Origin of the sequence: Streptomyces sp. NPDC090108, from assembly GCF_044747185.1 — a bacterium.
Taxonomy (GTDB): Bacteria; Actinomycetota; Actinomycetes; order Streptomycetales; family Streptomycetaceae; genus Streptomyces.
The window spans coordinates 1-26,857 of sequence record NZ_JBIVDQ010000014.1 but is presented as its reverse complement, the minus strand read 5'-3'; the positions used below and the strand labels follow the sequence as shown (position 1 = coordinate 26,857).

21 protein-coding genes and 1 tRNA gene are annotated in these 26,857 nt (G+C 72.5%); 5 read left to right on the top strand and 17 right to left on the bottom strand.

Features of this window, described 5'->3' with window-relative positions; genetic code table 11:
• Nucleotides 1–249 precede the first annotated feature (249 nt).
• Genes ACIPRD_RS32355 through ACIPRD_RS32330 form a run of 6 tightly spaced genes read right to left on the bottom strand, consistent with a single transcriptional unit; the run spans nucleotide 250 to nucleotide 8,775 of the window.
• Nucleotides 250–1,662, bottom strand: coding sequence for an adenylosuccinate lyase family protein (locus ACIPRD_RS32355; protein WP_356409764.1), 1,413 nt, complete (start codon nucleotides 1,660–1,662; stop codon nucleotides 250–252).
• 52 nt (nucleotides 1,663–1,714) lie between these two features.
• Nucleotides 1,715–2,884 (bottom strand): Glu/Leu/Phe/Val dehydrogenase dimerization domain-containing protein, encoded by a 1,170-nt coding sequence (locus ACIPRD_RS32350; RefSeq protein WP_401568273.1) that lies wholly within the window; start codon nucleotides 2,882–2,884, stop codon nucleotides 1,715–1,717.
• A gap of 56 nt (nucleotides 2,885–2,940) precedes the next feature.
• Nucleotides 2,941–4,302, bottom strand: a complete 1,362-nt coding sequence (locus tag ACIPRD_RS32345) for a pyridoxal-phosphate dependent enzyme (RefSeq protein ID WP_356409758.1) — start codon at nucleotides 4,300–4,302, stop codon at nucleotides 2,941–2,943.
• Nucleotides 4,289–6,304, bottom strand: coding sequence for a thiamine pyrophosphate-dependent enzyme (locus ACIPRD_RS32340; RefSeq protein WP_401568271.1), 2,016 nt, complete (start codon nucleotides 6,302–6,304; stop codon nucleotides 4,289–4,291). Before ACIPRD_RS32340 ends, ACIPRD_RS32345 begins: the two co-directional genes overlap by 14 nt.
• 54 nt (nucleotides 6,305–6,358) lie before the next feature.
• Complete coding sequence (locus ACIPRD_RS32335; protein ID WP_356409752.1) at nucleotides 6,359–7,588, bottom strand: ABC transporter substrate-binding protein; 1,230 nt, start codon at nucleotides 7,586–7,588, stop codon at nucleotides 6,359–6,361.
• Between the two features lie 29 nt (nucleotides 7,589–7,617).
• The gene (locus ACIPRD_RS32330; protein ID WP_356409749.1) at nucleotides 7,618–8,775 is read right to left on the bottom strand and encodes a sulfotransferase; all 1,158 of its coding nucleotides are present in this window, start codon (nucleotides 8,773–8,775) and stop codon (nucleotides 7,618–7,620) included.
• Nucleotides 8,776–9,134: 359 nt separating this feature from the next.
• Here ACIPRD_RS32330 and ACIPRD_RS32325 point away from each other — a divergent pair, with 359 nt between their 5' ends.
• Nucleotides 9,135–10,133: a DUF2156 domain-containing protein gene (locus tag ACIPRD_RS32325; protein WP_356409746.1), complete on the top strand. Its 999-nt coding sequence runs from the start codon at nucleotides 9,135–9,137 to the stop codon at nucleotides 10,131–10,133.
• A 52-nt stretch (nucleotides 10,134–10,185) separates the two neighbouring features.
• Nucleotides 10,186–10,347, top strand: a complete 162-nt coding sequence (locus ACIPRD_RS32320; protein ID WP_356409744.1) for a hypothetical protein — start codon at nucleotides 10,186–10,188, stop codon at nucleotides 10,345–10,347.
• 43 nt (nucleotides 10,348–10,390) lie between these two features.
• Here ACIPRD_RS32320 and ACIPRD_RS32315 read toward each other — a convergent pair whose 3' ends face one another.
• The 6 genes from ACIPRD_RS32315 to ACIPRD_RS32290 form a co-directional block, all read right to left on the bottom strand.
• Nucleotides 10,391–11,623, bottom strand: a complete 1,233-nt coding sequence (locus ACIPRD_RS32315; protein ID WP_401568267.1) for a methylated-DNA--[protein]-cysteine S-methyltransferase — start codon at nucleotides 11,621–11,623, stop codon at nucleotides 10,391–10,393.
• A 191-nt stretch (nucleotides 11,624–11,814) separates the two neighbouring features.
• The gene (locus tag ACIPRD_RS32310) at nucleotides 11,815–12,150 is read right to left on the bottom strand and encodes a VOC family protein (protein WP_356409739.1); all 336 of its coding nucleotides are present in this window, start codon (nucleotides 12,148–12,150) and stop codon (nucleotides 11,815–11,817) included.
• Between the two features lie 115 nt (nucleotides 12,151–12,265).
• Nucleotides 12,266–13,255 (bottom strand): VlmB-like protein, encoded by a 990-nt coding sequence (locus ACIPRD_RS32305; RefSeq protein ID WP_356409736.1) that lies wholly within the window; start codon nucleotides 13,253–13,255, stop codon nucleotides 12,266–12,268.
• Between the two features lie 39 nt (nucleotides 13,256–13,294).
• Nucleotides 13,295–13,855, bottom strand: coding sequence for a flavin reductase family protein (locus ACIPRD_RS32300; RefSeq protein ID WP_356409734.1), 561 nt, complete (start codon nucleotides 13,853–13,855; stop codon nucleotides 13,295–13,297).
• Nucleotides 13,852–14,373, bottom strand: coding sequence for a hypothetical protein (locus ACIPRD_RS32295; RefSeq protein WP_356409732.1), 522 nt, complete (start codon nucleotides 14,371–14,373; stop codon nucleotides 13,852–13,854). The genes ACIPRD_RS32300 and ACIPRD_RS32295 overlap by 4 nt, the downstream gene beginning before the upstream one ends.
• Nucleotides 14,374–14,416: 43 nt before the next feature.
• Nucleotides 14,417–15,556 carry an acyl-CoA dehydrogenase family protein gene (locus tag ACIPRD_RS32290; protein ID WP_401568262.1) on the bottom strand — a complete coding sequence of 380 codons (1,140 nt, stop codon included), beginning with the start codon at nucleotides 15,554–15,556 and terminating at the stop codon, nucleotides 14,417–14,419.
• A gap of 172 nt (nucleotides 15,557–15,728) precedes the next feature.
• Between ACIPRD_RS32290 and ACIPRD_RS32285 the strand changes: the two genes are divergently transcribed.
• Both ACIPRD_RS32285 and ACIPRD_RS32280 read left to right on the top strand, forming a co-directional pair.
• A complete protein-coding gene (locus ACIPRD_RS32285) occupies nucleotides 15,729–17,129 on the top strand; it encodes a pyridoxal phosphate-dependent decarboxylase family protein (RefSeq protein WP_401568259.1) in 1,401 nt (466 codons plus the stop codon).
• 109 nt (nucleotides 17,130–17,238) lie between these two features.
• A complete protein-coding gene (locus ACIPRD_RS32280; protein ID WP_401568257.1) occupies nucleotides 17,239–19,020 on the top strand; it encodes an asparagine synthetase B family protein in 1,782 nt (593 codons plus the stop codon).
• A 347-nt stretch (nucleotides 19,021–19,367) separates the two neighbouring features.
• On the opposite strand, the gene ACIPRD_RS32275 is transcribed toward ACIPRD_RS32280, so the two are convergent.
• From ACIPRD_RS32275 to ACIPRD_RS32255, 5 genes are read right to left on the bottom strand one after another with little or no spacing between them, the layout of a single operon-like run.
• The gene (locus ACIPRD_RS32275) at nucleotides 19,368–19,823 is read right to left on the bottom strand and encodes a nuclear transport factor 2 family protein (RefSeq protein ID WP_356409720.1); all 456 of its coding nucleotides are present in this window, start codon (nucleotides 19,821–19,823) and stop codon (nucleotides 19,368–19,370) included.
• Nucleotides 19,824–19,855: 32 nt separating this feature from the next.
• Nucleotides 19,856–20,626 (bottom strand): thioesterase II family protein, encoded by a 771-nt coding sequence (locus ACIPRD_RS32270; protein WP_401568254.1) that lies wholly within the window; start codon nucleotides 20,624–20,626, stop codon nucleotides 19,856–19,858.
• A complete protein-coding gene (locus tag ACIPRD_RS32265; RefSeq protein WP_356409714.1) occupies nucleotides 20,623–22,194 on the bottom strand; it encodes a long-chain-fatty-acid--CoA ligase in 1,572 nt (523 codons plus the stop codon). The genes ACIPRD_RS32270 and ACIPRD_RS32265 overlap by 4 nt, the downstream gene beginning before the upstream one ends.
• Complete coding sequence (locus ACIPRD_RS32260; RefSeq protein ID WP_401568252.1) at nucleotides 22,191–26,093, bottom strand: type I polyketide synthase; 3,903 nt, start codon at nucleotides 26,091–26,093, stop codon at nucleotides 22,191–22,193. Before ACIPRD_RS32260 ends, ACIPRD_RS32265 begins: the two co-directional genes overlap by 4 nt.
• The gene (locus ACIPRD_RS32255) at nucleotides 26,086–26,376 is read right to left on the bottom strand and encodes an acyl carrier protein (RefSeq protein WP_401568250.1); all 291 of its coding nucleotides are present in this window, start codon (nucleotides 26,374–26,376) and stop codon (nucleotides 26,086–26,088) included. The genes ACIPRD_RS32260 and ACIPRD_RS32255 overlap by 8 nt, the downstream gene beginning before the upstream one ends.
• A 270-nt stretch (nucleotides 26,377–26,646) precedes the next feature.
• Here ACIPRD_RS32255 and ACIPRD_RS32250 point away from each other — a divergent pair.
• Nucleotides 26,647–26,732 (top strand) — tRNA-OTHER (locus tag ACIPRD_RS32250).
• Nucleotides 26,733–26,857 lie beyond the last annotated feature (125 nt).

The window sequence follows — 26,857 nt, the reverse complement described above, 5'->3', positions numbered from 1 at the left end:
CCGGCACGGCACGTGAACCCGAAGCCGCCCCCGACACAGCACCCGCGCCCGAAACAGCACCCGCCCCCGGCACGGCACCCGCGCCCGGAACAACGGCCGCAGCCGCGCCCGCGCTCGAAGCCGCACCCGGAGCAACAGCCGTAGCAGCGAACGCGCTTGAAGCTGCGGCTGGAGCAACGGTCGCGTCCGCGTCCGGCGCCGCGCCGGCTCCGGATGCCGCGTCTGCTGCGGTGGCGGTGTCGGGAGGGTTCACAGGGGGTCCATGGCGAGTGATTTGCGGGCCTCGGCCACGGTGCGGGCGGTCAGGACGGAGGAGGCTCCCAGGTAGCTGGCCGCGTCGAAGATCTCTTCCAGTTCCTCCGGTCCCAGCTTCCCGCTGATCTGCGGGTATTCCTGCAGCAGGGTGCGTACGAGACGGCCTTCCTGCTGGGCGCGCTGGGTGAGTTCGTAGACGAGTTCGTGGGCGCGCTGTTTGCCGATCTGCTTGCCCAGGCTCAGCATGAGCCGTTCGGACATGATGTGGTCGGCGGCGGCTTCGGTGTTGCGGCGCATCCGCTCGGTGTGGACGAGGAGTCCGCCGACGCTCTCGGTCATCATGTCGCAGGCGGCCAGGCAGTAGTGCGCGATGTCGGGGATGCACGCCCACTCGATGCGCAGGGCGCGCGCGTCGCGTTCGTGGTCGCCGATCATCGCCGAGAGGCTGGCGCCGGCCTGGGCGTTCGCCAGCCGTGCCATCACCACGACCTGTTCCAGGCGTTCGGGGTTGCGTTTGTGGGGCATGGTGCTGCTGCCGACCTTGCCCGGCCGCCAGGCCTCGGCGACCTCGGCGAACTCCGGCCGGGACAGGGTGCGCAGTTCGTCCGCGATCCGGGCGAGGGTGGCGGTGACCATCGCCAGGGCGAGGACGAACTCGGTGGGCCTGTCCCGGGCGGCGTGCCAGCCGGTCGTCGGCACCCCGAGGCCGAGCCGGTGGGCGAAGCGTTCCAGGACGGCCGGTCCCAGGTCCCCGAACCCGGCCATGGTGCCCGCCCCGCCGAACAGCTGGGCCACGACCACCCGGCGGCGTACCTGTTCGAGACGGTCGTGGTGGCGCAGGAGCTCGTCGGTCCAGCCGGCCACCTTCAGCCCGAAGCTCATGGGCAGGGCGGGCTGGGCGTGGGTGCGGCCCAGCGCGACGGTGTCGGCGTGCTGCCCGGCGAGGCCGGCCAGCTCGTCGATCAGGCGGGCCAGGCGGGGCTGCAGGACGTCCAGGACGTCACGGATCTCCAGGCTCTGCCCGGTGTCCTGGATGTCCTGGGTCGTGGCACCGTAGTGGATGAACTGGCCGGCCTCGGGCCCGCAGGCCGCCTCGAACACGCGCAGCAGGCCCACCAGCGAGTGCCCGGACTTCTCGATCTCGCGCTGCACCGCGTCGAGGTCGATGAGTTCCATACGGGCGCAGGCGGTGATGCCCTCCGCCATGTCCATCGGGATCAGGCCGAGTTCGCCCTGCGCCAGCGCCAGCGCCGCCTCGATGTCCAGCCAGCGCTGGTTGCGGCAGACGTCGCAGAAGATCCGGCGGCTGTCGGGGGAGGCGTAACGGTTGCCGTAGAACCGGGAGTCGGTGATGTGGCCGCGTTCGTGGCGACAGGCCGCGTCCGGAAGGTGCGGATGTGTGCTCATGAAGTCCCCTCATGTCCCCTTGTGGACGGGTGCCCGGCGGGCGGGCGACGGTTCAGGTCCGGGCGCCGCCGGCCGTGAGATACGGGCACCGCCCGTACGCGGGGGCGTCCGCGTCGGCCTCGGTGCGCGCGGCCAGCCGCAGCGCGGCCCGGCGGGGGGTGGTGGCGTGCCGGCGGGCGGTGGCGAACAGGTCGTCGACGAGGCGGCGGGCCAGGCGGGCGGAGCCGGCCAGGACCTGCTCCGCGGCCGGGGGCCGGGCGGGGCCGAAGAGCAGCTCCATCGACGCCGAGCCGCCGATCCCGCCGATGAAGTCCGGCACCACCAGCACCCCGCGTTCGTGCAGGGCCTGTTCCGCGCTCTCGGCGAGGCCGTAGTTGGCGCCGACGGCGACCGCCGGGCAGGGCAGGCGGTCCGCGGCCTGGACGGTGAGGGCGTCGGCGCCGGCCGCCAGGACCAGCACGTCGGCTTCGGCGGTGAACAGCGACTCCCGCTGCGGGCGCACCCGGTCGGGAGCGAGCCGGGGCACGGGCGTGCCCGGCTCGGTGGCCAGCATCCGTGCCAGGTCCAGGCCGTGCGGGTCGGCGACGCAGCCGTGCTCGTCGGCGACGGCCACCACGGGGACGTTCTCGTCGAGGAAGCCGTGCGCGGCGGCCCGCCCCAGGGTCCCGAACCCCTGCAGCGCGACACGGACCGGGCCGTTGACGCCCGCCGCGCGGGCGGCGCCGATCGCCGCGTGCGTCAGGACGTGCCCGGCCCGCCGCTGGCTGAGCGTCAGCAGACCCACCCGGTCCTCCAGGCAGGCCATCCGGGCGAAGAAGTCCTCGTCGGTCAGCCTCTGGGCCTTCTTCACCGCGTACTTGATGGAGGGGATCCCGCGGGCGGCGGCGAGCCGTTGCAGGGTGTCCCAGCGGGTGCCCATGTCGGAGCCCATGCTGAAACGCCGGTGCAGTTCGTCGTGGAGGAACGCAAGGAAACCGCCCAGCGCCTCCTGCGCGCCCGGCGCGCGGGGGTCGTAGTCGATGCCGCACTTGGCGCCGGTGACGTTCAGCCCGAGGACCCGCTGCTTGAGCGTCATCGCCGAGGCCAGCGCGCTCAGTTCGCCCGCGCTCAGGCCCGGCTGCATCCGGCAGCCGCCCGCCGCCAGCGGCGCCGAGGCGCTGTCGTAGGCCAGCCAGCCGCGGACCTCGCCGGAGGCGTCCTCGTAGCTGAGGATCTGTGTCATGGTGCTCCTCTTCTCGCCATGGGCCGGTGCCGCTGCCCGCCGTGGGCCGGTGCCGCTCACACCAGGAGGGCCAGCACGTCGCCGGCGGTGATCAGTGCCTGGGGACGGCCGCCGGCGACGGCGACGGCGGCCCCCGCGCGGGCGAGGACGTCCCGGATCTCCGCCAGCGGCTGGCCGGCGCCGACGACGGGCGGGGGCGGCGACATGTGGGCGGCGACCTCGTCACCGGCGCCGAGGCGGCCCTGGGCGAGCCGCTCGGCCAGCACGGATCCGGTGAGGACGCCGAGGATCTCGGGCAGCCGCACCGGCGGTTCGGCGCCGGCCACCAGCAGATGGGTCAGTCCGTGCTCGCGCATCGTCTTCACCGCGCCCGCCACGCTCTCGGCGGGGTCCACGAACCGCAGCGGCCCGCCCCGGGCACCGTGCTGCAGCAGATCCGCCACGAGCGGGCCCGGTCCGGGCCGGTCGGTGAAGCCCAGGCGTTCGGTCCACTCGTCGTTGAAGATCTTCGACAGGTAGCCGCGGCCGGAATCGGGGACCAGGACCACCACGAGGTCCTCGGGCCCCAGGTCACGGGCCACGGTCAGGGCCGCGGCGACCGCCATGCCGCCGGAACCGCCGGTGAGGATGCCCTCCTCGCGGGCCAGGCGGCGGGTCATCCGGACGCAGTCCGCGTCGGACACCGCGAGGATGCGGTCGGGGACGTCCGGGTCGTAGGAGCCGGGCAGCGAGGGCTGGCCGACCCCCTCCACGACATAGGGACGCCCGGTGCCGCCGGAGTAGACCGAGCCGTCGGGGTCGGCGCCGACGACCCGCACCCGCCCCCCGGAGGCCTCCTTCAGGTAGCGGCCGGTGCCGGAGATCGTGCCGCCGGTCCCGACACCCGCGACGAAGTGGGTGATCCGCCCCTCGGTCTGCTCCCAGATCTCCGGGCCGGTGCTCAGGTAGTGCGAGGCGGGGTTGGCCGCATTGGCGTACTGGTTCGGCGAGTACGCCCCGTCGGTCTCGGCGGCCAGCCGCGCGGCGGTGCTCCGGTAGGAATCGGGATGGCCGACGGGCACCGCGGCCGGACACACCCGCACCTCCGCGCCGTACGCCCGCAGCAGCGCGATCTTGTCCGGGGACACCTTGTCGGGGCAGGTGAACACACACCGGTAGCCGCGCTGCTGGGCCACGAGGGCCAGACCGGTCCCGGTGTTGCCCGAGGTCGGCTCCACGATGGTGCCGCCCGGGCGCAGCAGACCCGCCTCCTCGGCGGCCAGGACCATGCGCAGCGCGATCCGGTCCTTGGCCGACCCCCCGGGGTTGAAGAACTCCAGCTTGGCCACGACCGCCGGCGCCAGGCCCCGGCTCACCTGCCGCAGCCGCACCAGGGGAGTGCCGCCGATCAGGTCGACGATGGATTCATGGACGTCCACAGCTACCTCCCCTCCCGCCACCCGCACCCACCACACCCGCCGCACCGCCCGGCCCCGCCGCACCGGCAGACCCTGCGCCGCCGCCCGCACCGCCCGGACCTGCCGCACCAGCCGGACCGCCCGGTCCCGCCGAACCCACCGCGCCGCCCGGACCTGCCGGACCCGCCGGGCTCGCCGTACCGCCCGGCCCCGCCGTACCGGCAGACCCTGCGTCGCCGCCCGCACCGCCCGGAGTTGCCGCACCCGCCGGACCGCCCGGTCCCGCCGGACCCACCGCGCCGCCCGGACCCGCCGGTCCCGCCGGTGCGGCTGTCGTGCCGGTGTCCGTGCGCCGTCGGTAGGCGTGGGCGTACTCCAGGCTCGTGCGTACCTCGACCACCGCCGGCCCGCCGCAGGCGAGGGCCTTGGCCAGGGCCGGGCGGACGTCCTGCGGGCCGTTCACCGTCAGCCCCAGCGCCCCGAACGACGCGGCCAGCGCCGCGAAGTCGGGATTGGCGAGGTCGGTGGCGATCGTCCGGCCGGGGAAGTCCTTGTCCTGGTGCAGCCGGATCGTGCCGTAGCTGCCGTTGTTCGCCACCACGAACACCACCGGCAGCCGCCGCTCGCAGGCGGTGATCAGCTCGCTCCCGTTCATGAGGAACCCCCCGTCACCGGCCACGGCCACGGTCGGGACCGCGGGCCCGCGCAGCGCGGCACTCACCGCGGCGCCGACGGCGAACCCCATGGAGCTGGAGGAGATCCCCAGCAGCCGGCCCCGCGCACCGAACCGCAGATGCCGGTAGGTCCAGCCGGTGAAGGTGCCCGAGTCGACGACCACGGTGACCTCCCCGCCGGTCAGCTCGTCCAGCGCGGCGGCCACCTCGCCGAAGACCACACCGTCGCCGGCCTCCACGGGATGCCACAGCGCCTTGTCCGTCTCGAGGGCGTGGAGTTCGGCCGTCCACCTGTCCCGCCCGCCCGCGTCGCCGCCGCCGGTGCCGTCCGGTCCGGCGGCGGGCCAGGAGGCCAGCAGCCGCAGGAACGCCTGCGGGTCGGCCGCGACCGCGACCTCGGGCCGGTGGAACAGGCCCAGGCGGGCGGCGTCCGGGTAGACGTGCACCAGGGGCTGGTCCGCGGCCGGGAACCGGCGCCGGCCGGTGGTGCTGTTGTCCAGGCGTGTGCCCACGGCCAGCACCAGATCCGCCCGCCCGAACGCCGCGAACTGGCCGGCCTGGGTGTTGTTGTGCAGATGGCCGGCGTAGGAGGGATGCCGGTTGGGCAGCAGGTGCTGGTTCTTGTTGCTCGTCACCACCGGCAGCCGGTGCCGCTCGGCCACTTCCCGGATCAGGGCCCGGCCCCGCGCGCCCTCCAGCCGTGACCCGGCCAGCAGCAGCGGGCGGCGGGCCGCGGCGAGCAGCTCCCGGACGCGGCCGGCGGTGCCGGTGTCGGGGACGGCCGGTGCGCACACCGTGCGCCCGGGCGCGGCGCCCGGCCCGGCGGGCAGGTTCCACACGTCCTCGGCCACGGCCAGCACGACCGGCCCGGGCGTGCCGGACTCGGCCACCCGGAAGGCACGCGTGAGGAACTCACCCGCGGCCGACGGCTCCTGCAGCCGCCACACCGCCTTGGCCATGCCGCCGAAGCACCGCCCCAGATCGATCCCCTGGAACGGCTCCCGGTCGGTCTCCGCCACCGGCACGTCCCCCACCAGCAGCACCAGCGGGGAGGCGTCCTCGGCCGCGGCGTGCACCGCCACCGCCGCGTTCGCCGCGCCCGGACCGCGGCTGACCAGACACACCCCGGCCCGCCCGGCCAGCTTCGCGTCGGCCAGCGCCATGAACGCCGCCGACCCCTCGTGCCGGCAGGTCACCACATCCACCCCCGGCCGGTCGTACAGCGCGTCCAGCAGCGGCAGATAACTCTCTCCCGCCACACAGAACACACGGTCGACGCCGTGCCCGGCCAGCGCGGCCGCCACCCGGTGCGCCACGGCGGGCGGCCCCTCGCCCCGGTCGGTGCTCATCTCTGGCGGCACGCTCGCTCCCCTCGGCACATCAGCACGGCGGCCCGGCCCGGCTCAGGACGCCGACGGCGGCAGGTAGGCGGCGGTCGCGGTCCGCGGCGGGTGGATGATCGCCGAATCGTCGAAGCTCTGCTCGAACTCCTGGTACTGCAGCAGCGCCAGCTCGGGGGCGTTGTGATGCCAGTGCGCCGGACCCCGCTCGAACCGCAGCGGCCCGCGCCAGGTTGCGAACTCCATCGTCTCCAGCGCGTCCAGGAGATCCTCACGGCTGTCGGAGCGGGCCGCGTCCAGCGCGGCGGCGATGATCGTGACGTCCGTGAAATGCGTCAGCGCCGTGTCCGGCGGGAACGTGCCGTACCGCTCGACATAGCGGTCGATGAACCACCGCCCGATGTCGGTGAGCCCCTCCCAGGACGGCCGGTAGCGCATGGCCGGCCACATCGTGCCGACCCCGTTCTTCCCGCTCAGCCGCCAGAAGTCGTCCGAGCGCAGCGGGAACCCGAAGGTCACCATCATCGGCACCGCCGGCCGCAGCCCCACCTCCGCGGCCTGCTCCACGATCATGTAGTTCGTCTTGATGACCGCGCCGTTGATGAACAGGTCGGGCCCGAAGTCCTTGATGGCCCGCAGCTCGTCACGGAAGTCGGTGGTGTCGTCCTGGGCGAAGTCGAACCGCAGGAACTCCATGCCGTGCCGGCGGCGGCCGTACTCCACCAGGGTGTCGGCCATCTGCGCCCCGAACACGGTGTCCGCCGCGAGCAGCCCGATTCGCCGCATCCCCTGCGAGGCCGCGAAGTCGAGCATCACCGGCACCCGGTCGGCGATCGAGAAGTACGACCGGAACACGTTGCGCCGCTTCTGCGCGGTGATCAGACTGTGCCCGTTCTCCACGAACACCGGCAGCCCGTAACGGCTCGCCACGTCCACCACCCACGGAGTGGTCCGCAGGTGCCACTGCCCGATCGCCGCCACCACCTCGTCCACCACCGCCAGCTTGGCCATCTGCGCCGCCGACGACCGCGCCATGCCCTCCCGCGCCGCGGTGGCCTGGTCGTCGTAGAGGACGAACTCGATCTGCCGGCCGCCGCGCGTCCCGCCGTGCTCGCGCACGTACTCCGCGCCCAGGCAGGCACCCCGGGTGACCAGCTCGCCCGCGGTCGGATCCCCCGGCTCGCTGAGCGGCGTCACGATCCCGATACGCACCGGGTCGCTCCCCGCCTGCTGGTTGACCTGCTCGACAAGGTCTCGAGCGCGTTCCTCGTGCGTGCTCTGGGCGCTGCCCACGGCATTCCTCCTGCTGTTTGAAGCGAACGTCAGATGCCGAACTCGGCCAGGTACGGCGCGAACCGCTCCTGCAAGTCCTTCTCGGTCAGACCGAAGTCCTCCGGGGCGTAGCGGTGCCGGCCGGTGCTCCCGTCGTTCTCCGCCGCCATGAAGGCGCGCATACGACGGCGGGCCTCCGCGGTCAGCGGCACCCCGATGAAGTCGCACACCCGCTCGGCGGCGCCCAGCGGATCGCCCACCACCTCGCGGAAGTCCAGATCGAGCGGAGCGACCGCCCCTGGCCCCGCACCCCGCCGCAGACCGTTGAGAGCGCCGGCGGCGGACTCGAGCCAGTAACGGCCGATCTCCTCACGGTCCACGTGATCCGAACGCGCCGCGCGCACCGTCGCGGTCAGACTGCACACACTGGGCACCGCCACGGCCGGCGACCGGTGCAGACGGACCACCCGGGCCTGCGGATACACCTCCGCCAGATCCCCGGCGTGCCACAGATGCGAGGGGCACTTCAGCAGCACCGGCGTCCCCGGCCGCCGCCACAGCACACACCGCAGCTGCTCCTGGTGGAACCGGTACGCCGGCACCATCGACCTCCCGCGCAGCCACCGCGCATAGCCCGGCACCCGGTAGCGCAGCGCGTAGATCGAGTGCCGGAAGGAGTTCGCGGTCAGCCGGTGACACTCCTCCGGCAGCCGCGCCCGCAGCAGATGGATCGACCGGAACCCCGGAGCCGCCCGGTAGTACTCCTCGATGTACGCCTCGCACGCCGCGATCAGCTCACCGGGCTCCTCCGGCGCGGCCGGCGCCTGCGTCTCCCACAACTGCGGCGCACGCAGGTCCGGATGCTGGGCCAGCAGATGCTGCAGGAACGTCGTCCCGGTGCGCAGCAGCCCCGTGATGAACACCGGCCGGACCGGGATCCGGGCGATCTCCGGGACCGCCGCCGTCATCCGCCGCACCCGGATCTGCGTCACCAGCGCCGACACCAGCGCCGCCCGCGCCCGCGCCCGGCCCCGCTCGTGCAGCCGCGCCTCGCTGTCGACGGCCCCGGCCAGCACCGTGAGGTCCGGCAGGAAATCCAGACGGATCCCGCCGTCGTCCCCCGCGATCGCACGCGCCTCGGCCACCAGGGACGCCGGATCGAGATCCAGGGCGTTCCCCGACGGCCGACCGGACGTGTCCAGCACCATGCGCCCCCGCCTTCCGAAGGATATTCACACCGACAAACGCGCCGACGAACGCGCCGGTAAACACACCGGCGAATGAGTGCCCGCACAGGCGGAACCGGCAGACACCGCACAGCCCCCGCCGGCCCGGCCGCAGATCCCTTTCGGGAAAAATTCACGCCGAGAATCCCCGAGGCTTCCGCAATCCCCTTGCGCAGCCCCTCCGGCATCGGCCACGTACATGCTAGTAGCCCGCTCCTGACATGCCGCTGACGCACAACTGACCTGGCTGGAGCTCCACAAAGCCTTGTGGACCCGTCGACGGCTGTGCGATAACTGAAGGAATGCCGAGAGGCCATGATCCGACGAGAACGGAGGTGAGCATGGCTACCGCCATCACCGAGTCCAACAAGGCACTCGACGCCATTCAGAGATACACGATCGCAGACAATCCGAGTGCTTTCCTCGCGGTCAACAGCGGAAACAGCTACTTCGAATCGGCGGATTCGCCGGGAGTCATCGTCTACCGCACGGCGGGACGATATCTGGTCCAGTTCGGCGGACCGTTCGCACCGGCCGAATCCCGTGCACGACTGCTCCAGCAATTCGTCGCACACGCCGGCGCGCAGAACCGCCGGATCGTCACCGTGCAACTCCAGGGAGCCGACACCGACCCCTACCTCCAGCAGGGATTCACCGTCAATCAGATGGGCGCCTCGTACGCCATCGACCTCGACGGATTCACCCTGCGCGGCACGGCGTTCATGCAACTCCGCAACAAGATATCCCGCTCCCTGCGCAGCGGCCTGAAGATCAGCGAGGTCCCCCTCGCCCCCTGGTACGACCAGATGCAGGAACTCGACAAGAGCTGGCTCGGCACGAAGGGCGAGGGAGCCAAACCGCTCGAGTTCCTGATCGGCCAGTACGGCGGCGAGTACCAGTCCCTGCGCCGGCTGTTCGTCGGCGTCCTGGACGGCCGGCTCGTCGGCTACATCACCTACTCACCCGTCTACGGCGCCCAGGCCGGCTGGCTCCACGACCTGACCCGCCGCCACCCCGACGCGCCCCCCGGAGTGATGGAGGCCATCAACAAGACCGCCATCGACACCTTCAAGGCCGAGGGCACCCGCTACCTCCACTTCGGGTTCACGCCCTTCACCTCGCTGCAGGTGCGCCCCCAGCTGCCCGGACACAGCGAGGCCTTCCACTGGTTCATGGGCCACCTGTGGCGCCACGGCGAAGCCGTCTACCCGGCACAGACCCAGCTCGCCTACAAGGAGAAGTGGGCCCCCGACATCATCCTCCCGGAATACGTGGCCTTCCAGAACGGCGCGAGCATTCCGGCACTCGTGCACATCTTCCGTGCCTGCAACGCGGTGTGACGATTCGAACGCGCTTTTCGGCAAGCCCGAGACGACGAGGAGTGTTCCAGAGATGTCCGACCGGATCGAGTCCGCTGGGCAGCACGTCTTCGAACTGTTCGGAGCGGTGGCCGCGGCTCCCGACGACGAAGAGGCCGGAGCCGCCGCCGACGAAGCACTCGCCGAACTCGACGCCCTGCTGCGCGCGGCGGCGATCGAGTCCGTGCCCGAGTAACCGCACCACCGCGCCCACAAGGGGGGTCCGGGGCCGCCGGAGTTCAGCTCGACGGCCCCCGCCTGGCCTCCTCCAGCGCCTCCCACAGGTACCAGCACGCCACCGAGCGGAACGGACGCCACAGCGCACCGCGTTTCTCGATCTCCTCGACGCCGGCCGGAGCCGTCCCGCCGAAGGCGATCGAGAAGCCGTGCCGCAGGCCCAGATCGTCCACCGGCAGCACGTCCGGCCGGCCCAGACGGAACATCAGGAACATCTGGGCCGTCCACCTGCCGATGCCGCGCACCGACGACAGACACGCGACGACCGCCTCGTCCTCCATCTCCCGGATCGCTTCCACCTCCGGCAGCATCCCGGTGTCCACCCGGTGGGCCAGGTCGCGCAGCGAGGCCACCTTGGGCCGTGACAGGCCCGCGGACCGCAGCAGTTCGTCGTCCGCCCCGAGGACGTGCTCCGCCGACAGCCCGCCCGCACCGGGGAACAGCCCGCGCAGCCGGCCGTGGATCGTCGCCGCCGCCTTCGTCGACAGCTGCTGGTGGACGATCGCCTCGGCGAGCGCGGCGAACACGCTCGCCGCCGCGTTCAGCGGCATCGCGAACGGACCCGTACGGTCCATCACCGCGGCCAGCCCCGGATCCGAGGCACGCAGATAGGCGACCGCGGTACCCGGATCGAACCCGTAGCCGTACCCCGCACCCTGCCCCGGCCCGCCGGCTGCCGGACCCCCGGCTGCCGCACCGCCGGCTGCCGCCGTCCGGGCGGCGCTCTCGAGCGCCCGCAGCCCCGGCCTCCTCGTGACGCCGCCGCCCGCCCAGGCCCCACCGGCCCCGCCGGTCCGGCCGCCCGCCGGCACCACCCGGTGACAGGGCACGACCAGCGCGAACGGATTACGGGCCAGCGCCCGGCCCACCGCCCGCGCCGCCTCCGGCCGCCCCATCCGCTCGGCCACCGCCGCGTACGTCACGCTCTCACCCGCGGGAACCGCCCGGACCGTCTCGTAGACCCGCCGCCCGAACGCCGGCACCCCCGACATGTCCAGCTCCACCGAGGCCAGCCCGCCCGGCTCCCCGCGCAACTGCCGCACCACACCGGCGACGGCCCCGCGCACCGCGGCCGGCGGCACCCCCTCCGGCGTCCCCGGCACCACACGCAGCAGCCGCTCCACGGTCCGGCCACGGTCGCCGTCCGGCAGCTGCACACAGGTCACCCCCCGCTCGCTCCAGGCGATCCCGCAGACCCCGATCACGGTGTCGAACAGAGCGAACCCACGGTTCATCCCCACGCCTCTCCCACGCCTTTCCCGCAACCTTTCCCACGCTTTTCCCGCAGCCCTTTCCCGCGGCTTTTCCCGCGGCCCTTCCGCACGCCCGGAAAAACGGGCCCGGCCACCGCGCCCACCGTGCGGCAACGCGACGGCGGCCCGGCACACCCGTGCCGGACCGCCGTCACACCATGAGCCGCCGGCCGTCAGGCCGCACAGATACAGAACTCGTTGCCGTCCAGGTCCTTCAGCACCACCCAGCCGTCGAAAGAACCGACCTCGGTGGCACCCAGACCCTTCACCCGCTCCACCTCACCGGCCAGATCACCGGTGAAAAGATCCAGGTGCAGACGGTTCTTTCCCTCCGCCTTCTCGGGAACCAGCTGCAGCGACAGACCGGCCGCCTTCTGCTCCGGGTCCTCGAAGTACACCGTGGAATCGTCCGACGACGAAATCTTGTACCCGGTCACCGCCTGCCAGAACTCAGAGGCACGCTTCAGGTCGTTGGTGTCGACACAGACGTTCCCGATCTGGATGGCCATCTCTTGTTCCTCCTGTTGCGGATCAACTCCGTGCCGGATCCGTGCCGCACAGCAGCCGGCCGCCCGGGAACACCGGACGACCGACCGCCACAGGCACGTGTGATGCGGAAAATGTCTACAGGATGCGCGGAGCCCGTGCACGCAGAAGATCGATGGCCTCCGGGATCCCCATGTATTTCAGACGAGATTCGGCCAGTTCGTCATTCCAGCGGGCCGCGAGGTCCCACCGCGACTGCGGAGTGGTGTCCAGCATCCGGCATCCGGGGAACAGTTCGAAATCCGTCAGCAGTTCCCGGTGCTGAAGCATGCCTTCCTGGAAGAGTTCCTCACGGTGCATGACGAACTCACGGTCGTTGATCTCCCCCCACAGCTCCCGGCCGCGGCGCAGGACCCCCATGATGTGCTCACGGTCCTCCGGATGCTCGATCAGATGCTCACGCACGATCGAACTGCCGACCGCGAGATGACGGATCTCGTCGATCGCGGCCCCCCGGGCGATCTCCCCGGCGACCGGGTCCAGGACCCCCCACTTGCGCTCACTGAGCTCGGTGGACGCCGCCAGCACCCCCTCGATGATGACGGCGAACGCCACCACCCCGCCGATGAAGTCGCCCTCCTCCCGCACCACGGTCTGGGCGAACTCCTTGATCGGCCGCAGGATCTGCGCCTCGTAGTCCACACCGACCTCACGGATCCACGGCATCAGCCCGTCCGCCGGCACCCCCAGATCGACCAGGTGGTTACGGAAGATCATGTGATGCCGCGCCTCGTCCATCAGCTGGGTCGAGAAGAACTCCAGCTCCGCCACCCCCGGCGCGGTGGCCACGTAGTCGGCCAGCACCTTGGTCGCGGCCTCCTCGTCCAGCGCCCGGTAGGCCAGCTCCAGCCGCAGCGCCTCACGCAGCGGACCCGGCTCACGCATGTGCTCCGGCGTCAGCGCCGACGGCGCGTACCCCAGCGGCCGGCCACGCAGCGTGCCCTGGGCCACCGCGGAGAACCAGTACGCCAGATCGCACTGCTCGACCGTCAGCGCCAGCGAACCGGCCCCCTCCAGCAGCCCCGGTGCCTCGTCCCAGTCCGCCTCGACGGGTATGTCAGCGGCCATCGCAGTCCACTCCTTCTCCTCAGAGATCTCACGGCGTTCTCAGGTGTCGTCGGGATCCAGGGCCGACAGCCCCTCGTGCCACAGCTGCCCGGCGTACGCCAGCAGCGGAGCCCCCCGGGCCAGATCCCCGGCCAGCACCTCCGCCGTCAGCAGATGGTGATCGCCGATCTCCTGGTCCCCGGTGAGCGCACACGCCATATGGGCCAGACAGCCCTCGATCAACGGCGCACCCGTCAGACCGTCCGTGCTCCACTCCACCCCGGCGAACTGCGCGTCGCCCCGCTCACGGCCGGGCGCCGCGAACTGCCGCGCCACCGACGCCTGCTCACTGGAGAGGACATTGACCGAAAAAGCACCCGCCTCGCAGGCCAGGGCGGTAAACGCCGACGACGACTGCAGACAGGCCCCCAGCACCAGGGGCTTGCGGGAGATCGCCACCAGCGCGCTGACCGTGGTGCCGTGCCGCAGCCCGTCATGATGGACGGTCAGCACACACACCCCCGACGCGAACCGGCGCAGCGCCCGCCGCCCCTCCTCGTCGGAACCGGCGTCCGGCATCCCGCGGGCCGTGGCCACCGCGGCGGAAGGCGTCGAATTCACAGCCCGGCTTCCTGCGCGACACCCGGAGCACGCCCGCCGGCCGCCGGCCCCGGCACCCGGCCCCCGGCCACCTCACCACGCGCCCGCACCGCCGACGCGATCTGGGCGTACAACGGCTCGGCCACCGGCTCGAAGGGAAGCCCGAACGGCTTCAGGAAGTTCCCGAACAGCCCCCGGTCACCCAGCACATGGAACGGGATCGCCAACAGCGCCCACTCCGGCCCCACCAGCCACAGCCACAGCCCCACCACCGCACTCTGCGTCACCAGACTGTGCATGCTGTTGTACAGCACGTAGTAGACCTTGGAGATCCGCCCGTCGGCACTCCTGCGGAACGCGATCGCCCCGGGGATGTAACCGATCAGATCGATGTAGGCGAACAGCGCGATGAACGGGATCCAGCGGATCTCTCCGAAATGAACGACGATCAGCACGATCGACAGCACGAAACCCACAAGATATTCAGCCCGGTGCAACCGGAACGTGTTCGGCGTCTCGAACGGATTCTTTTGATCCACGGTTCCCTCCGGAAAATTCGGCACGTGACGGTGGACGGGAAGATCAGGACAGGTGCAGCGGATTCCCCTCGAAATACGCGACCAATTGCGCCGCGAGACTGCCGCGCGACGGCGGATGGAAGGCCAGCGCCCGCACCGCCGACGCGAGGTAGGCGACATCGGGAGAGCCGACGAACGACATCCCGCCGAGCATCTCCGTCGCCGCGTCCACCGCACCCGCCAGCAGATCCTGGCTCGCGTACCGGGCCACCAGCACCGAGGCCACCGCCTCGTCGCCCCCGACCCCGTCCGCGACCGCCCGCGCGGCACCCTCCTGCAGGTCCACCGCCGCCTGCAGACGCACCCCCAGCGCCGCCCGGTCGCTCACGCTTCCCCGGCCGGCCTCCAGCACCCGGCTCACCAGCGCCGCCGCCACACCCGTGTACGCCGACGTCACCAGCAGCTCGAACCACGTGAACCCGGCCGTCTGCAGATCGTCCAGCCGCCGCTGGTCCTCCGGAGTACTGCTGATGACCAGCTCCCGCGGCACCATCACATCCGTCAGCCGCACCAGATCGCTCTGCGCGGCCGCCAGCACCGGCGTCCCCCAGAACGGCTCGACACTGATCCCGGGGGAGTCCGCCGGGATCAGCAGCAGCGCCAGACTCTGCCGGCCCTCCCCGTCGACCACCGCCACACTCGCGGTCAGCAGATCCATCGCCTGCGACAGACTGCACGGCTTCTTCTCACCGTTGACCCGGTACCCGTCGCCCGCCGGCTCGGCCACCACCGACGGCAGCAGGATGTTCTGGTCCGCACGCCCCTCCGCCCACGCCGAGGACAGCAGCAGCCCGTCCGCCGCGATCGACGCCAGCAGCTTGCGCTGCGCCGCCGTCAGCCGGTCGGCCGTCTCCGCCAGGCTGAACAGCATGGCCACGGTGAAATGGTGCATCACCGTCGCCACCCCCAGCGACGGCGACAGCGCCCCGAGCGCCCGCTGCGCACGCACCGCGCCCAGCGGATCGGCCCCCTGCCCGCCGAACGCCTCCGGCACCAGCAGACCCGCACCGCCATGGGCCCGGAAGATCTCCAGCACCGGACTGTCCACGGCCTCGCGTTCGGCCAGCGGCACAGCCTCGAGAGCCGCCTCCAGACCCGGATGGAATTTCTCACACGCTTCATGCGCGGAGGCAAGGAATCGCATCGCCGCACACCCTCCCTGAACGATGTATGCACGGACGGGACGGCCGTCGTCGAAGGAGTATGTCAGCAGCCGACTGACATCGGCCTGACGCTCAACTGACCCTGAAATCCGCCCCCCACCCGCAATACACCTGTCAGCGCCGGGTCAGCAGCCATGACTTAACTTCGGTGAAATGAATCGTGGTGAAAGGGAAATCCTGGCACGCGCGGCCGGGCAGGCCATGGACTACCTGGCCGGACTGCCCCGGCGGCACGTCGGTGCCACCGCCGGAGCCGACGAACTCATGAAACTGCTCGGCGGCCCCCTGCCCGAACACCCCGCCCCACCCGCCGACACCATCGACCTCCTCGGCCGGGCCGCGGCCGAGGGCGGCGTCGTCGCCAGCTCCGGCCCCCGCTACTTCGGCTACGTCGTCGGCGGCACCCTGCCCGTCGCCATCGCCGCCGACTGGATCACCACCGCCTGGGATCAGAACAGCGGCATCTTCGACCTCGGCCCCGCCGCCGCCACCGCCGAACACATCGCCGCCGGCTGGCTCATCGACCTCCTCGGCCTCCCCGCCCACACCTCCGTCGGCTTCCCCACCGGCTGCGCCATGGCCCACCTGACCGCACTCGCCGCCGCCCGCCACCACGTCCTCGCCCAAGCCGGCTGGGACATGGAACGCCGCGGCCTGCACCAGGCCCCGCCCCTGCGCATCCTCGTCGGCGAACAACGCCACCTCACCGTCGACCTCGCCCTGCGCAACCTCGGCTTCGGCACCGACCAGATCCACGTCGTGCCCTCCGACCCCGAAGGCCGCATGCGCCCCGACGACCTCGAACACCTCCTGGCCGCCGCCGACGGACCCGCCATCGTCTGCGCCCAGATCGGCGACGTCAACACCGGAGCCATCGACCCCGTCGGCGACATCTGCGACATCGCCCACCGCCACTCCGCCTGGGTCCACGTGGACGGCGCCTTCGGCCTGTGGGCCGCCGCCAGCCCCACCCTGCGCCCCCTCGTCGCCGGCACCGAACGCGCCGACTCCTGGGCCACCGACGCCCACAAATGGCTCAACGTCCCCTACGACTGCGGACTCGTCTTCGTCGCCCACCCCCAGGCCCACCAGGCCGCCATGCTCCACACCCGCGCCGACTACCTCCCCGCCGGAGTCCCCGGCGAACGCGACCCCATCGAATGGGTCCCCGAACTCTCCCGCCGCGCCCGCAGCCTGCCCGTCTGGGCCGCCCTGCGCACCCTGGGCCGCACCGGCGTCGCCGACATGATCGACCGCTGCTGCGCCCACGCCCGCAGCTTCGTCACCCAGCTGCGGGACCTGCCGCATGTGCGGATCCTCAACGACGCCGTCCTCAACCAGGTCCTGGTCCGCTTCGGCGACGACGACACCCTCACCCGCAAGGTCATCGCACAGCTCCAGGCCGGCGGCGTCTGCTGGTTCGGGGAGACGACCTGGGACGGCGCCGTCGCCATGCGCATCTCCGTCACCTCCTGGCGCACCGCACAGGCCGACGTCGACCGCACCGTCGAGGAGATCCGCACCGTCCTCACCCGCCTCACCATCACCCCCTGACAGCCGACGGCCGCCACCCGGCCGCCATCCGAGCGCCACCGCGTGCCGGCCGCCGCACCCCCGACCCGACGATCTCCATCGAGGACCGATGGAACCCGAGGAGCCCATCGTGTCCAGGATCTTCGCCTCGTTCGCCGCCACGCCCGCCGACACCGAACTCGCCGCGGCCTCCAGCCGCCAGGCCCACGGAGGCCGGGACGGCCGGGGCATCGCCAAGGGACGGGGGTGGGCACTGGGCTGCAACAGACTCGCCGCCACCGCCCCCGAAACCGGCCGCCAGCCCTACCGCCTGCCCCACCTGCCGGGCATCGTCGCCGTCCTCGACGGAGAGATCTACAACCACCACGGCCTGCGCCGCCGGCTCAGGGCCCGCGGCCACCGCCTCACCGACCACTGCGACGGCGCCCTGCTGCCCGCCCTCTACGCCGAGTACGGCACCGGCTTCGCCCAGCACCTGCAAGGCATGTTCGCCATCGCCCTGGTCGACCTGCGCGCCCGGCCCCGGCTGGTCCTGGCCACCGACGACCAGGGCATCAAGACCCTCTACTACCACTGCGGCCCCGACGGCCAGGTCCACCTCGCCTCCGAACTCCCCGCACTGCTGGCCTTCTCCCAGGTCCCCGCCCGCGAACGCGACTCGGGCCTCGACGAATACCTCACCACCGGCACCTGCCCCGGCACCCGGACCGCCCTCGAAGGCATCCGGACCCTGCCGCCCGCCGCCCTCGCCGTCGCCGAGGCCGGCAGCGGACTGCGCGTGTGGCGGCGCCCCACCCCCACACCCCCCGCCGGCCCGCCCGACGACACCGCCCTGCAGGAAGAAGCCGGCCGGCTCGCCCACGCCGACGTACCCGTCTGCGCGGTCACCACCGACGACCCCGCCTCCCGCCTGCTCACCGCCGCCGCGGCCCGGCACCGCAAACACCTCGACGCCCCGCCCCTGCACAGCTTCCACGTCTCCTACAGCACCCGCCGCTCCAGCGCCGTCCACACCCCGGCAGGCCTCGTGGCCCGCCGCGACGGCGCCGTCCACCACGACGTCGTCATCGGCCCCGCGGACCTCCCCGAACTCCTGCCCCGCACCGTCTGGCACCTGGGCCAGCCCCACGCCGACCCCGCCGCCCTCACCACCTACGCCGCCTTCCGGGCCGTCAGAGCGGCCGGCTTCACCGCCGCCCTGAGCCCGGAAGGCGCCACCCCGCACGCCCCAGGCCCCCGGCCTGCCGGCCCCCACCCCGGCCACTGGATCCCGCCCTACGTCGCCTCACTGGCCGCCGTGCCCCGCTCCCTGCGCGAGACCCTCTACACACCCGAATACCTGCACCACGTGCGCTCCCGCGGAACAGCCGCCGACCACCTGGCCGCCGCCCTCGCCGCCGGCCCGGCCGACCGCGCCACCGCCGTCACCGCCTTCGAGACCGGCCGGCTGCTCCCCGCCCGCCACCTGCGCCGCCTCGACCACCTGAGCGCCGCCTGGGCCGTCCAGGCACGGCTGCCCTACCTCCAGCCGGCCACCCTGACCTCCCGGCCGCCCGACAGCGCAACCCGCCCCGGACCGCACGGAGCCGGGCACGCGCCGCGGCCCGCGACCCCGCCGGCCCGCCCCCGCACCGCCCGCGCCTGCCTGCCCGAGACGATGCTCCGGCCCGGCACCCCGCTGATGGAACTGGCCCACGACACACTCGCCGCCGGCCGCCTGCGCGCCGACGGCCGGCTCGACCCGGTCGCCGTGAAGTCCCTGCTCGCCGACCAGCTCCAGGAGCCCTCCCCGGGCCGCGCCGAAGCCCTGTGGGCGCTGCTCGTCTACGAACTGTGGCACCAGGAACTGCGCGTCCTGCGCCCGGACCGGACCCTCGGCGACCCCCCGCTGCAACCGGCACTCGCCGCCTGACCGCCCCCCACCCCCACCCCCACCCACACCCCCGCCCGGCCCGGTGCCTCCACCGCGCCGGGCGGCCGTACGTCCACCGGCCGGCCGTACGCCCATAGGGTCCCGCGCGTCCACCGGACCGGCCGCGTCCACCGGACCGGCCGCGTCCACCGGGCCGCGGCGACGCGTCCACCGGCCCACGGCACAACACCCGGACAACACCCCGGACAACACCCGGACAACGCACCGGCGATGCCCGGACGACGCCCCGGTGATGCCCGGGCCACGCCGAAAGGGCGCCCGGCACCGCGTGCCGGACGCCCCGAAGGCTTACAGGGGCCCGGTGCCGAAGCCCGGGCCCCCGCGGATCAGTGACCCACCAGCGTGGGCTTGGCCGGCCGGGTCACCACCCCGGTCTCCTCGTAGCCGTCGTTGTAGACGAACGCGGTGGGGATCTTCTCGTGGAACTGGTAGTCGGCCTGGATCCGGCCGTCCTCGGTGAGCAGGACCGTGTTCTGACCCGCCATCTCCACCTCGGCCGTCTCGTCCGAGATCATCACCCAGTTGAACCGCACGAGGTTGTGGTGCCCGACGGCGTTGTAGCACGACTGGAAGTGGTAGCCGAGCGGGAAGTAGATGTCGTAGGTGTACTTGATCTGCTCGGTGATGACGTCATGGCCGTGGAACGGGTCACGCCGGTACATGATGTACGTGGCGTCCGCGGCGTACAGCTTCTCGACGCCCTTCCGCCTCAGGTCCGGGTCGGGTTCGTTCCACAGCTTGACGTACGCCTCCGCCAGCCGGTTCGGAGTGGGCAGCGCCATGATGTCCTCCTGATCGATGGATGGAACGGGGGTCAGCCCGCGATGTGCCGGTGCAGCAGCTGCACCAGGTCCATCGCGATCCCGGGGCCGTGGTCATGGATGAAGAAGTGGCCGCCGGGAAACTCACGGACGCCGAGGAAGCCGTCACCGCGCGACGCCCAGGACCGCAGGGCACCGGGCGCGAGGTAGGGGTCGTCGCGGCCGCCGTAGGCCACCAGCGGGCAGCCGACCCGGGCCCGGTCGTCCCGGTAGCCGGCGCACACGGCGAGGTCGGCCCGCATGCTCGCCACCACCCGCGCCGACAGCTCAGGGTCCAGGTCCCCGCCGGGCAGGGTGCCCAGCTCGCGCAGCAGCGCGACGATCCCCTCGGCGGGCCCCTCGACGAGGGCCCGGCCGGGCATCGAGAACCCTTCCGGCGCCCAGCCCGACACACCCAGGAGCGCGGGCCGCGGCCCGCGGGCCTCCATCGCGACGGCCACCCGGTAGGCGAGCAGCGCCCCCATGGAGTGCCCGAACAGCGCGTAGGGCCGGCCGTCGAGCTCCCGGGAGATCACCTCGCACAGCGCGGTGACGAGCGGGGCGAGCTCGGTGAACGCGAGCTCCTCCAGCCGGTCCTGACGGCCCGGCAGCTGCACGCGCCGGCACTCCACGCTCGGCGGCAGGAAACCGGGCCACCGGCTGTACATCGACACGCCGCCGCCGCTGTAGTGGAAGAGGAAGAGCGCCGCCCGCGCGTCGGGATCGGAACCGGCCGGGCGCAGCCACCCGGCCGTGCTCCGCCGCGCCCGCAGGTCCGGGCTCACTGCTGCCCGGCCGGCTCACCGGCGTACCGGTCGCGCAGGACCCGGCGCAGCACCTTGCCGGTCGGGTTGCGCGGCAGGCTGTCCAGGAACACATAGCCGCCCGGGATCTTGTAGTCGGCGATCCGCCCGCGCAGATAGCGCATCAGCTCGCGTTCGGTCGGCCGCGCCGTACCCGGACGGCACACCACCGCGGCCCGGACGACCTCGCCCCAGCGGGGGTCGCTCACACCGAACACGGCGACGTCCTCGACCGCGGGGAACCCGCGCAGCGCGATCTCGATCTCCACCGGGTAGATGTTCTGCCCCGCGACGATGATCGTGTCGTTGATCCGGTCCCGGAGGAACAGATAGCCGTCCGCGTCGAGATAGCCGGCGTCCCCCATGTACAGCCAGTCGCCCCTGATCATCTTGCGGGTCGCCTCGGGCTGCTGCCAGTACTCCGCGAACCGGGCGGGGCTGCGCAGGCAGATCCGTCCCGTCCGCCCGGCCGGCAGCTCGGTGCCGTCCTCGTCGACGATCTTGACCTCGTTGCCCGGGCACACCCGGCCGGCGGAGGCCATCAGCGGGCTGCCGGGGATGTGCTCGGCCGGCGTCAGGCAGGTCACGAAGCTTCCGGTCTCCGCCGAGGCGTAGGCCTGGGCCAGTTCGCAGCCGAACTCCTTGACGCAGCGCACCATCAGCTCGTAGTCGATGGGGGAGCCGCCGTAGACGATCTTGCGCAGGGACGTGAACGCCGTGGGGCTCGCCGCCGGTTCGTCCAGCATCATCTGCAGCATCGCCGGCGCCGCCCAGACCGTCGTCACCCGTTCGTCCCGGATGAGCCGTACCGCCTCCTCGGCGACGAACATCCGCATGACGACACTGGTGGCGCCGACGTTGAAGCAGTGCAGGAACCAGGCGTAGCCGCCGGCGTGCAGTCCGGGGAAGCAGGTCAGGCTGCGGTCCCCGGGGCGCCAGTCGATCCAGTCCACCCCGTGCTTCTGCATGTTCTCGATGAAGGTGAAGAACGACCGGTGCGGCAGCACCACACCCTTGGGCAGGCCGGTGGTGCCGCTGGTGTACATCTGGGCGATCGGGTCCTCGGGGTCGGTCTCCAGACCCGGGTCGGTGTCCGGGGCACCGGACTTCCAGTCCAGGAAGCCGGCCGCCCGCCCCTGCGCGCCGTCCATCTCCACGACCGTCCGCAGCGACGGCAGCTCGCCCCGCACCCGCTCCACCACATGCAGGAACTCGCGTTCCACGAAGAGGATCTCCGCACGCGAGTCGCGCAGGATGTGGTCGACCTCGTCCCGGATCAGCCGCCAGTTCACGGGCACCAGGACCGTCCCGGCCTTCGCGCAGGCGATGACGAGCTCGTAGTAGTGCTCCGACTCCTTGCCGAGATACGCCACCCGGGCCCCGCGGCCGAGCCCGGCCCGCAGCAGGGCGTGCGCGCTGCGGTTGCTCTCCCGGTGCAGCTCGCCGTAACTCACCTCGCGCCCCTCGGCGACCAGGGCGACGGCGTCGGGCCGCTGCCGTGCGTGCAGGGCGGACCGCGCGCCGACCGTCCTCGCCTCAAGACCACTCATGTCCGCTCCTTCGCGTGCCGCTTGTCCAGAAACTCCACGAGCTGCTCGATGGAGGGGTGGTCGAAGACGACCTGGGCCGGGAGCGACAGATGCAGGGCGCCCTCCAGCACGCCGCGCAGTTCCGCCGCGCCCAGGGAGTCCATCCCGAGGTCCAGGAAGGAGGTGTCCGCGCCGATGTCCTCGGCGCTGTCCAGCCGCAGCAGATCGGCGACGGCCTCGCGCAGCAGCGCCTCGACGGAACCGCCCCGCCCCGCCGGCATTCCCGCCGGGCCGGTGGCCGGCCGCCTCGCCGGCTCCGGGACCGATACGGCTGACGCCGACGCCGACGCCGACGCCGACGCCGACGCCGACGCCGACGCCGTCGTCCGGGCCGGGGCCGTGGCGAGTTCCCGGAAGGCCATGCCCGTGATCTCCAGGACCGGCCGGTTGCCCTCCATCAGCAGCGCGTCCACCACGAACGCCGTCTCACCGCCGTCGCCCGGACCGATCCGCAGCGCGGCCCGCAGCCGCCGCGCACGGGGCTTCTTGAACACCCGCACGCAGGAGACACCCACGGCCATGTAGGACCGCTCACGCTCCACCAGCGCCGCCAGCGCCTGCGTCGCCGCGTCGAACAGCGGCGGCGGCAGATGCTCCGCCTCCACGATGTCCCGGCCGTCGAGCTCACCGACCGCGAAGTCCTTGCCGTACCGCGACACCTCCACGACCCGGGAGAACTGCGGACCGTACTCCAGCCCCACGGCCGCGTACGCCGCGCGCACCTCCTCCGCGTCCAGCCGCTCCCGCGCCCGCACCGGTGCGGAGGCCCGGACCTGCAGGTCCCGGCCGGTCCCGGACGGCACCGACTCCCGCGCCGGAGCGAGCACCGCGGTGGCGTGCCGCCGCTCGGCGGCACCGTCCTGCCCGGCGGTCCGGCTCACGATCTCCACGTCGGCGAACCCGCCGGCCCGTTCGGTGCAGCGGGTGCGCACCTCCACCGGCCGGTCGCCGAGGAACAGCGCCTCGTGGAAGCGCAGTTCCCGCACCGGCCGCGCGGTGGTGCCGTACACGGCGTCCATGAGCGCCAGCACCGTCTCGACGTAGGCGCCCGCGGGCATGAACGGCCGGCCGCGCAGGGTGTGGTCGGCGAGATAGGCCGGGCTGTGCGCGCCGATCCGCGTCACGAACTCCCGCACCCCCTCACCGGGCCCGGGCCGCGTCTCGGCGCCCAGCAGCGGATGCGCCTGCCGGGCCGTGCCGAGGCCGTGCCGGCCGTTCTGGTCGGGCAGCCAGTACCGCTTGCGGTCGAAGGCGTACGCGGGCAGGGCGATACGGCGCCCGCCCCCCGCCTCGTGCACGGCGGGCCAGGCCACCGCGAGCCCCGCGGTGTACGCGTCGGCCAGCGCCTGGTGGATCGCCCGGCCCTCCTCGTCACGCGGCCGCAGACTGGTGAGCCAGCGGTGCCCGCCGTCCGGCAGACAGCGCTGGGCGAGCGCCCCGAGGGCGGAGGAGGGACCCACCTCGACGAAGACGTGGTTCCCGCGGCCGGCCACCGTGCGGACCGCGGCCTCGAAATCGACCGTCTCGCGCACGTGCCGCACCCAGTACTCGGCGGTGGACAGCTCCCGGGGGGTGGCCACCCGGCCGGTGAGGCAGGACACCAGCGTCAGCGACGGCTCCTTGAACGCGACGCGCTCGAGCACCTCGCGCAGCGGATCGAGGATCGTGTCCATCAGCGGCGAGTGGAACGCCGAGGACACCCGCATCGCGGTGACCCGAACCCCCTTCTCCCGCAGCATCCCGGTGACCCGCTCCACCGACGCCGCACCACCGGAGACGACGCACTGCCGGGGGGAGTTGACGGCACAGATCCCCGCGTCGGGCAGCTCCGCCAGCAGCGGCCGCACCTCGCAGACGGGCGCCGCCACCGCGACCATCGCCCCCGGGACCGCCACCGACCCGATCAGCCGGGCGCGCTCCACCAGGAAGGCGATCCCGTCGGCCGGCGTGAACAGACCCGCCACCGTCGCCGCGGCCACCTCGCCGACACTGTGCCCGAGCACCACGTTCGGCCGCACCCCCCAGGACTGCCACAGCCTGGCCAGGGCGTACTCCAGCGTGAACAGCGCCGCATGGGTGTACAGGGTCTCCGCCAGCCGCTCCTCGGCGTCCGGCGCCGTACCGAACATGATCTCGCCGATGGACCTGCCCAGATGCCCGGCGAACAGCCGGTCGCACAGGTCGACCTGCTCCCGGAACACCGGATGGCGGCGGTACAGCGACGCCCCCATGCCCACGTACTGCGACCCGGAACCGGTGAACAGGAACGCCACCTTGCGCAGGTCTCCCGCCCGCCGCCCGCCACCGGCCGGCCGGCGCGCCTGACGGTCCAGCAGCCCGACCACGTCGGCGGTCGTGCGGGCGACACCGGCGACGCGGTGACGGAAGTGCGCCCGGCCCACGTTGCGGGTCAGACACAGGTCGGCGACGTCGGTCTCCGGCGCGGCCGCCAGGAACGCGCGGTGACGCTCGATCTGCCCCTCCAGCGCCGCCTCGCTCCTGGCCGATAGGGTGAACACGTGCGGACCCCGACCGTCCGGGCCGCCCGGCCCCGGCCGGACGGGGGCCTGTTCGAGGACGGCGATACCGATGGCGCCGGCCACCCCGAAGCTGTTGACCATGGCCCGGCGCACCGGCGCCTCCCAGGGCGTACACGCGGTCGGGATCCGCACCGGGTACTTCTCCCACGGGATGCGCCCCGACGGGGTGGTGTACAGGTGCGGGAAGTACACGCCGTCCCGCATCTGCAGGATCACCTTCACGATCCCGCCGATCCCGGCGACCGGCTCCATGTGCCCCAGGTTCGACTTCACCGAGCCGACCGTCAGCGCCTCGCCCTCGCCCTGCGCGCCGCCGAACACGCCGTTGATCGAGCCCATCTCGATGGGATCCCCCAGCGACGTGCCCGTGCCGTGCGCCTCCACGTACTGGATGTCCCCGGGTTCCAGGCCCGCCCGGGCCAGCGCCCGCCGCATCACCGACTCCTGCGAGGTGCCGTTGGGGGCGGTCAGCCCCGCGCTCTCGCCGTTGTGCCCGATGGCGGTCGACCGGACCACCGCCAGCACCTGGTCCCCGTCGCGTTCGGCGTCGGCCAGCCGCTTGAGGACCAGCACCCCGCACCCCTCGGCCCGCGCGTACCCGTCCGCGGCGTCGTCGAAGGTCTTGCAGTGCCCGTCGGGCGCCAGCATCCCGCCCTGCGAGAGGATCGCGAAGATCTTCGGATGGTGCAGCGCGTTGACCCCGCCGCACAGCGCGATCCCGCACTCGCCCTCCCGCAGCCCGGCCACCGCCATGTGCAGGGCCGTCAGCGACGACGCGCAGGCGGTGTCCGTCGTCAGGCTCGGACCGCGCCAGCGCAGGAAGTACGACAGCCGCCCCGACAGCGGATAGGCGCCCATGCCCGTGGCGAGCGCCGCGTCGAGCCGCTCGTAGGGCACCGAGTCCAGCTCCATCGCCTGGTCGAACGGCGTGGCACCGATGTACACCCCGCCGTCGCGCACCCCGGCCGGATCGACACCGGCGTTCTCCAGCGCCTCCCACGCGGTCTCCAGCAGGATCCGCTGCTGGGGATCGACGTAACTCGCCTGCTTGGGGGAGATGTTGAAGAACTGCGGGTCGAACTCGTCGATACGGTCCAGGAAACCGCCCCCGGCGGTACGGATCACCCCCGGCCCGCTGTCGTCGTCCCCGGTGAACGCGTCGACGTCCCAGCGGTCCCGGGGCAGCGGACGGATGCCGCTGCCCCCGTCGCGCAGGAAGCCGGCGAACCCGTCGAGCGTGTCGTTGCCGCCGGGAAACCGCAGACCGATCCCGATGACGGCGACGGCGTCGCCCTGCCCGGTCCCGGCCGGCTCAGGCATCTGCGCCAGAACCTTCCGGGAAGAGATCGACGAGCACCTCGGTCATCAGATACGTCATCAACTGCTCCGCGGTCGGGTTGTTGAACAGGACGTTGGAACTGATGGAACAGTCCAGACGCCGCTCCAGACGCTGCTTGGCCTCGGTGACCCGCAGCGACGTGAACCCCATGTCGAAGAAGCTCTCCGACAGCGGGAACTCCTCGTCCCCCGTCATGAGAAGCGTGTCCTTGAACTCCTTGACGACGATCGACTCAAGGGCCTCCGACCGTTCGGACCTCGGCAATTCCCGGAGCTCCCGAAGAGCTGTACCAGAATCTGTCATATGCCTCGCCCCTTTGTTCCGCTCCGGGCCACTGATGAGGTGCTGAGAGAACACCGATTGAATCAAAGCGGGTTGACATACGACTGATAAGGCGCTGACGCGCGGCCCCACGCCCCACGCGCCCCCCGGTGCGCAGACGCATCAGCAGCGCATCAGCACCGTGTCAGCCGCCCCCTGGCATAGTTTTCGGCAGACGGCGGAACACGGTGGAAACACCGGATCCGCACAGGGGGAGAGGTAGCCGTAGCGGCCTAACGGATCCCTGCCTCGGCAGGGAAGGGCTGTAGTCCTCGCAGGTTCGAATCCTGCCCTCTCCGCAGCGAGTGGTGGGGGGGGGGGGGGGGGGCCCCCCCCCGCGGGGGGGGCGCCCCCCCCCCGCCCCCCCCCCCGCGGGCGGGGGGGGTTGGCGGCCGCCCACCCCCGCGGCACCCGCCGCGAGGGC

What these genes read in the sequence shown, in the direction of transcription:
- ACIPRD_RS32355 (WP_356409764.1), bottom strand. Translation starts at nt 1,662, where the DNA reads ATGAGCACACATCCGCACCTTCCGGACGCGGCCTGTCGCCACGAACGC.
- ACIPRD_RS32350 (WP_401568273.1), bottom strand. Translation starts at nt 2,884, where the DNA reads ATGACACAGATCCTCAGCTACGAGGACGCCTCCGGCGAGGTCCGCGGC.
- ACIPRD_RS32340 (WP_401568271.1), bottom strand. Translation starts at nt 6,304, where the DNA reads ATGAGCACCGACCGGGGCGAGGGGCCGCCCGCCGTGGCGCACCGGGTG.
- ACIPRD_RS32330 (WP_356409749.1), bottom strand. Translation starts at nt 8,775, where the DNA reads ATGGTGCTGGACACGTCCGGTCGGCCGTCGGGGAACGCCCTGGATCTC.
- ACIPRD_RS32325 (WP_356409746.1), top strand. Translation starts at nt 9,135, where the DNA reads ATGGCTACCGCCATCACCGAGTCCAACAAGGCACTCGACGCCATTCAG.
- ACIPRD_RS32320 (WP_356409744.1), top strand. Translation starts at nt 10,186, where the DNA reads ATGTCCGACCGGATCGAGTCCGCTGGGCAGCACGTCTTCGAACTGTTC.
- ACIPRD_RS32315 (WP_401568267.1), bottom strand. Translation starts at nt 11,623, where the DNA reads ATGAACCGTGGGTTCGCTCTGTTCGACACCGTGATCGGGGTCTGCGGG.
- ACIPRD_RS32310 (WP_356409739.1), bottom strand. Translation starts at nt 12,150, where the DNA reads ATGGCCATCCAGATCGGGAACGTCTGTGTCGACACCAACGACCTGAAG.
- ACIPRD_RS32305 (WP_356409736.1), bottom strand. Translation starts at nt 13,255, where the DNA reads ATGGCCGCTGACATACCCGTCGAGGCGGACTGGGACGAGGCACCGGGG.
- ACIPRD_RS32290 (WP_401568262.1), bottom strand. Translation starts at nt 15,556, where the DNA reads ATGCGATTCCTTGCCTCCGCGCATGAAGCGTGTGAGAAATTCCATCCG.
- ACIPRD_RS32285 (WP_401568259.1), top strand. Translation starts at nt 15,729, where the DNA reads ATGAATCGTGGTGAAAGGGAAATCCTGGCACGCGCGGCCGGGCAGGCC.
- ACIPRD_RS32275 (WP_356409720.1), bottom strand. Translation starts at nt 19,823, where the DNA reads ATGGCGCTGCCCACTCCGAACCGGCTGGCGGAGGCGTACGTCAAGCTG.
- ACIPRD_RS32265 (WP_356409714.1), bottom strand. Translation starts at nt 22,194, where the DNA reads ATGAGTGGTCTTGAGGCGAGGACGGTCGGCGCGCGGTCCGCCCTGCAC.
- ACIPRD_RS32260 (WP_401568252.1), bottom strand. Translation starts at nt 26,093, where the DNA reads ATGCCTGAGCCGGCCGGGACCGGGCAGGGCGACGCCGTCGCCGTCATC.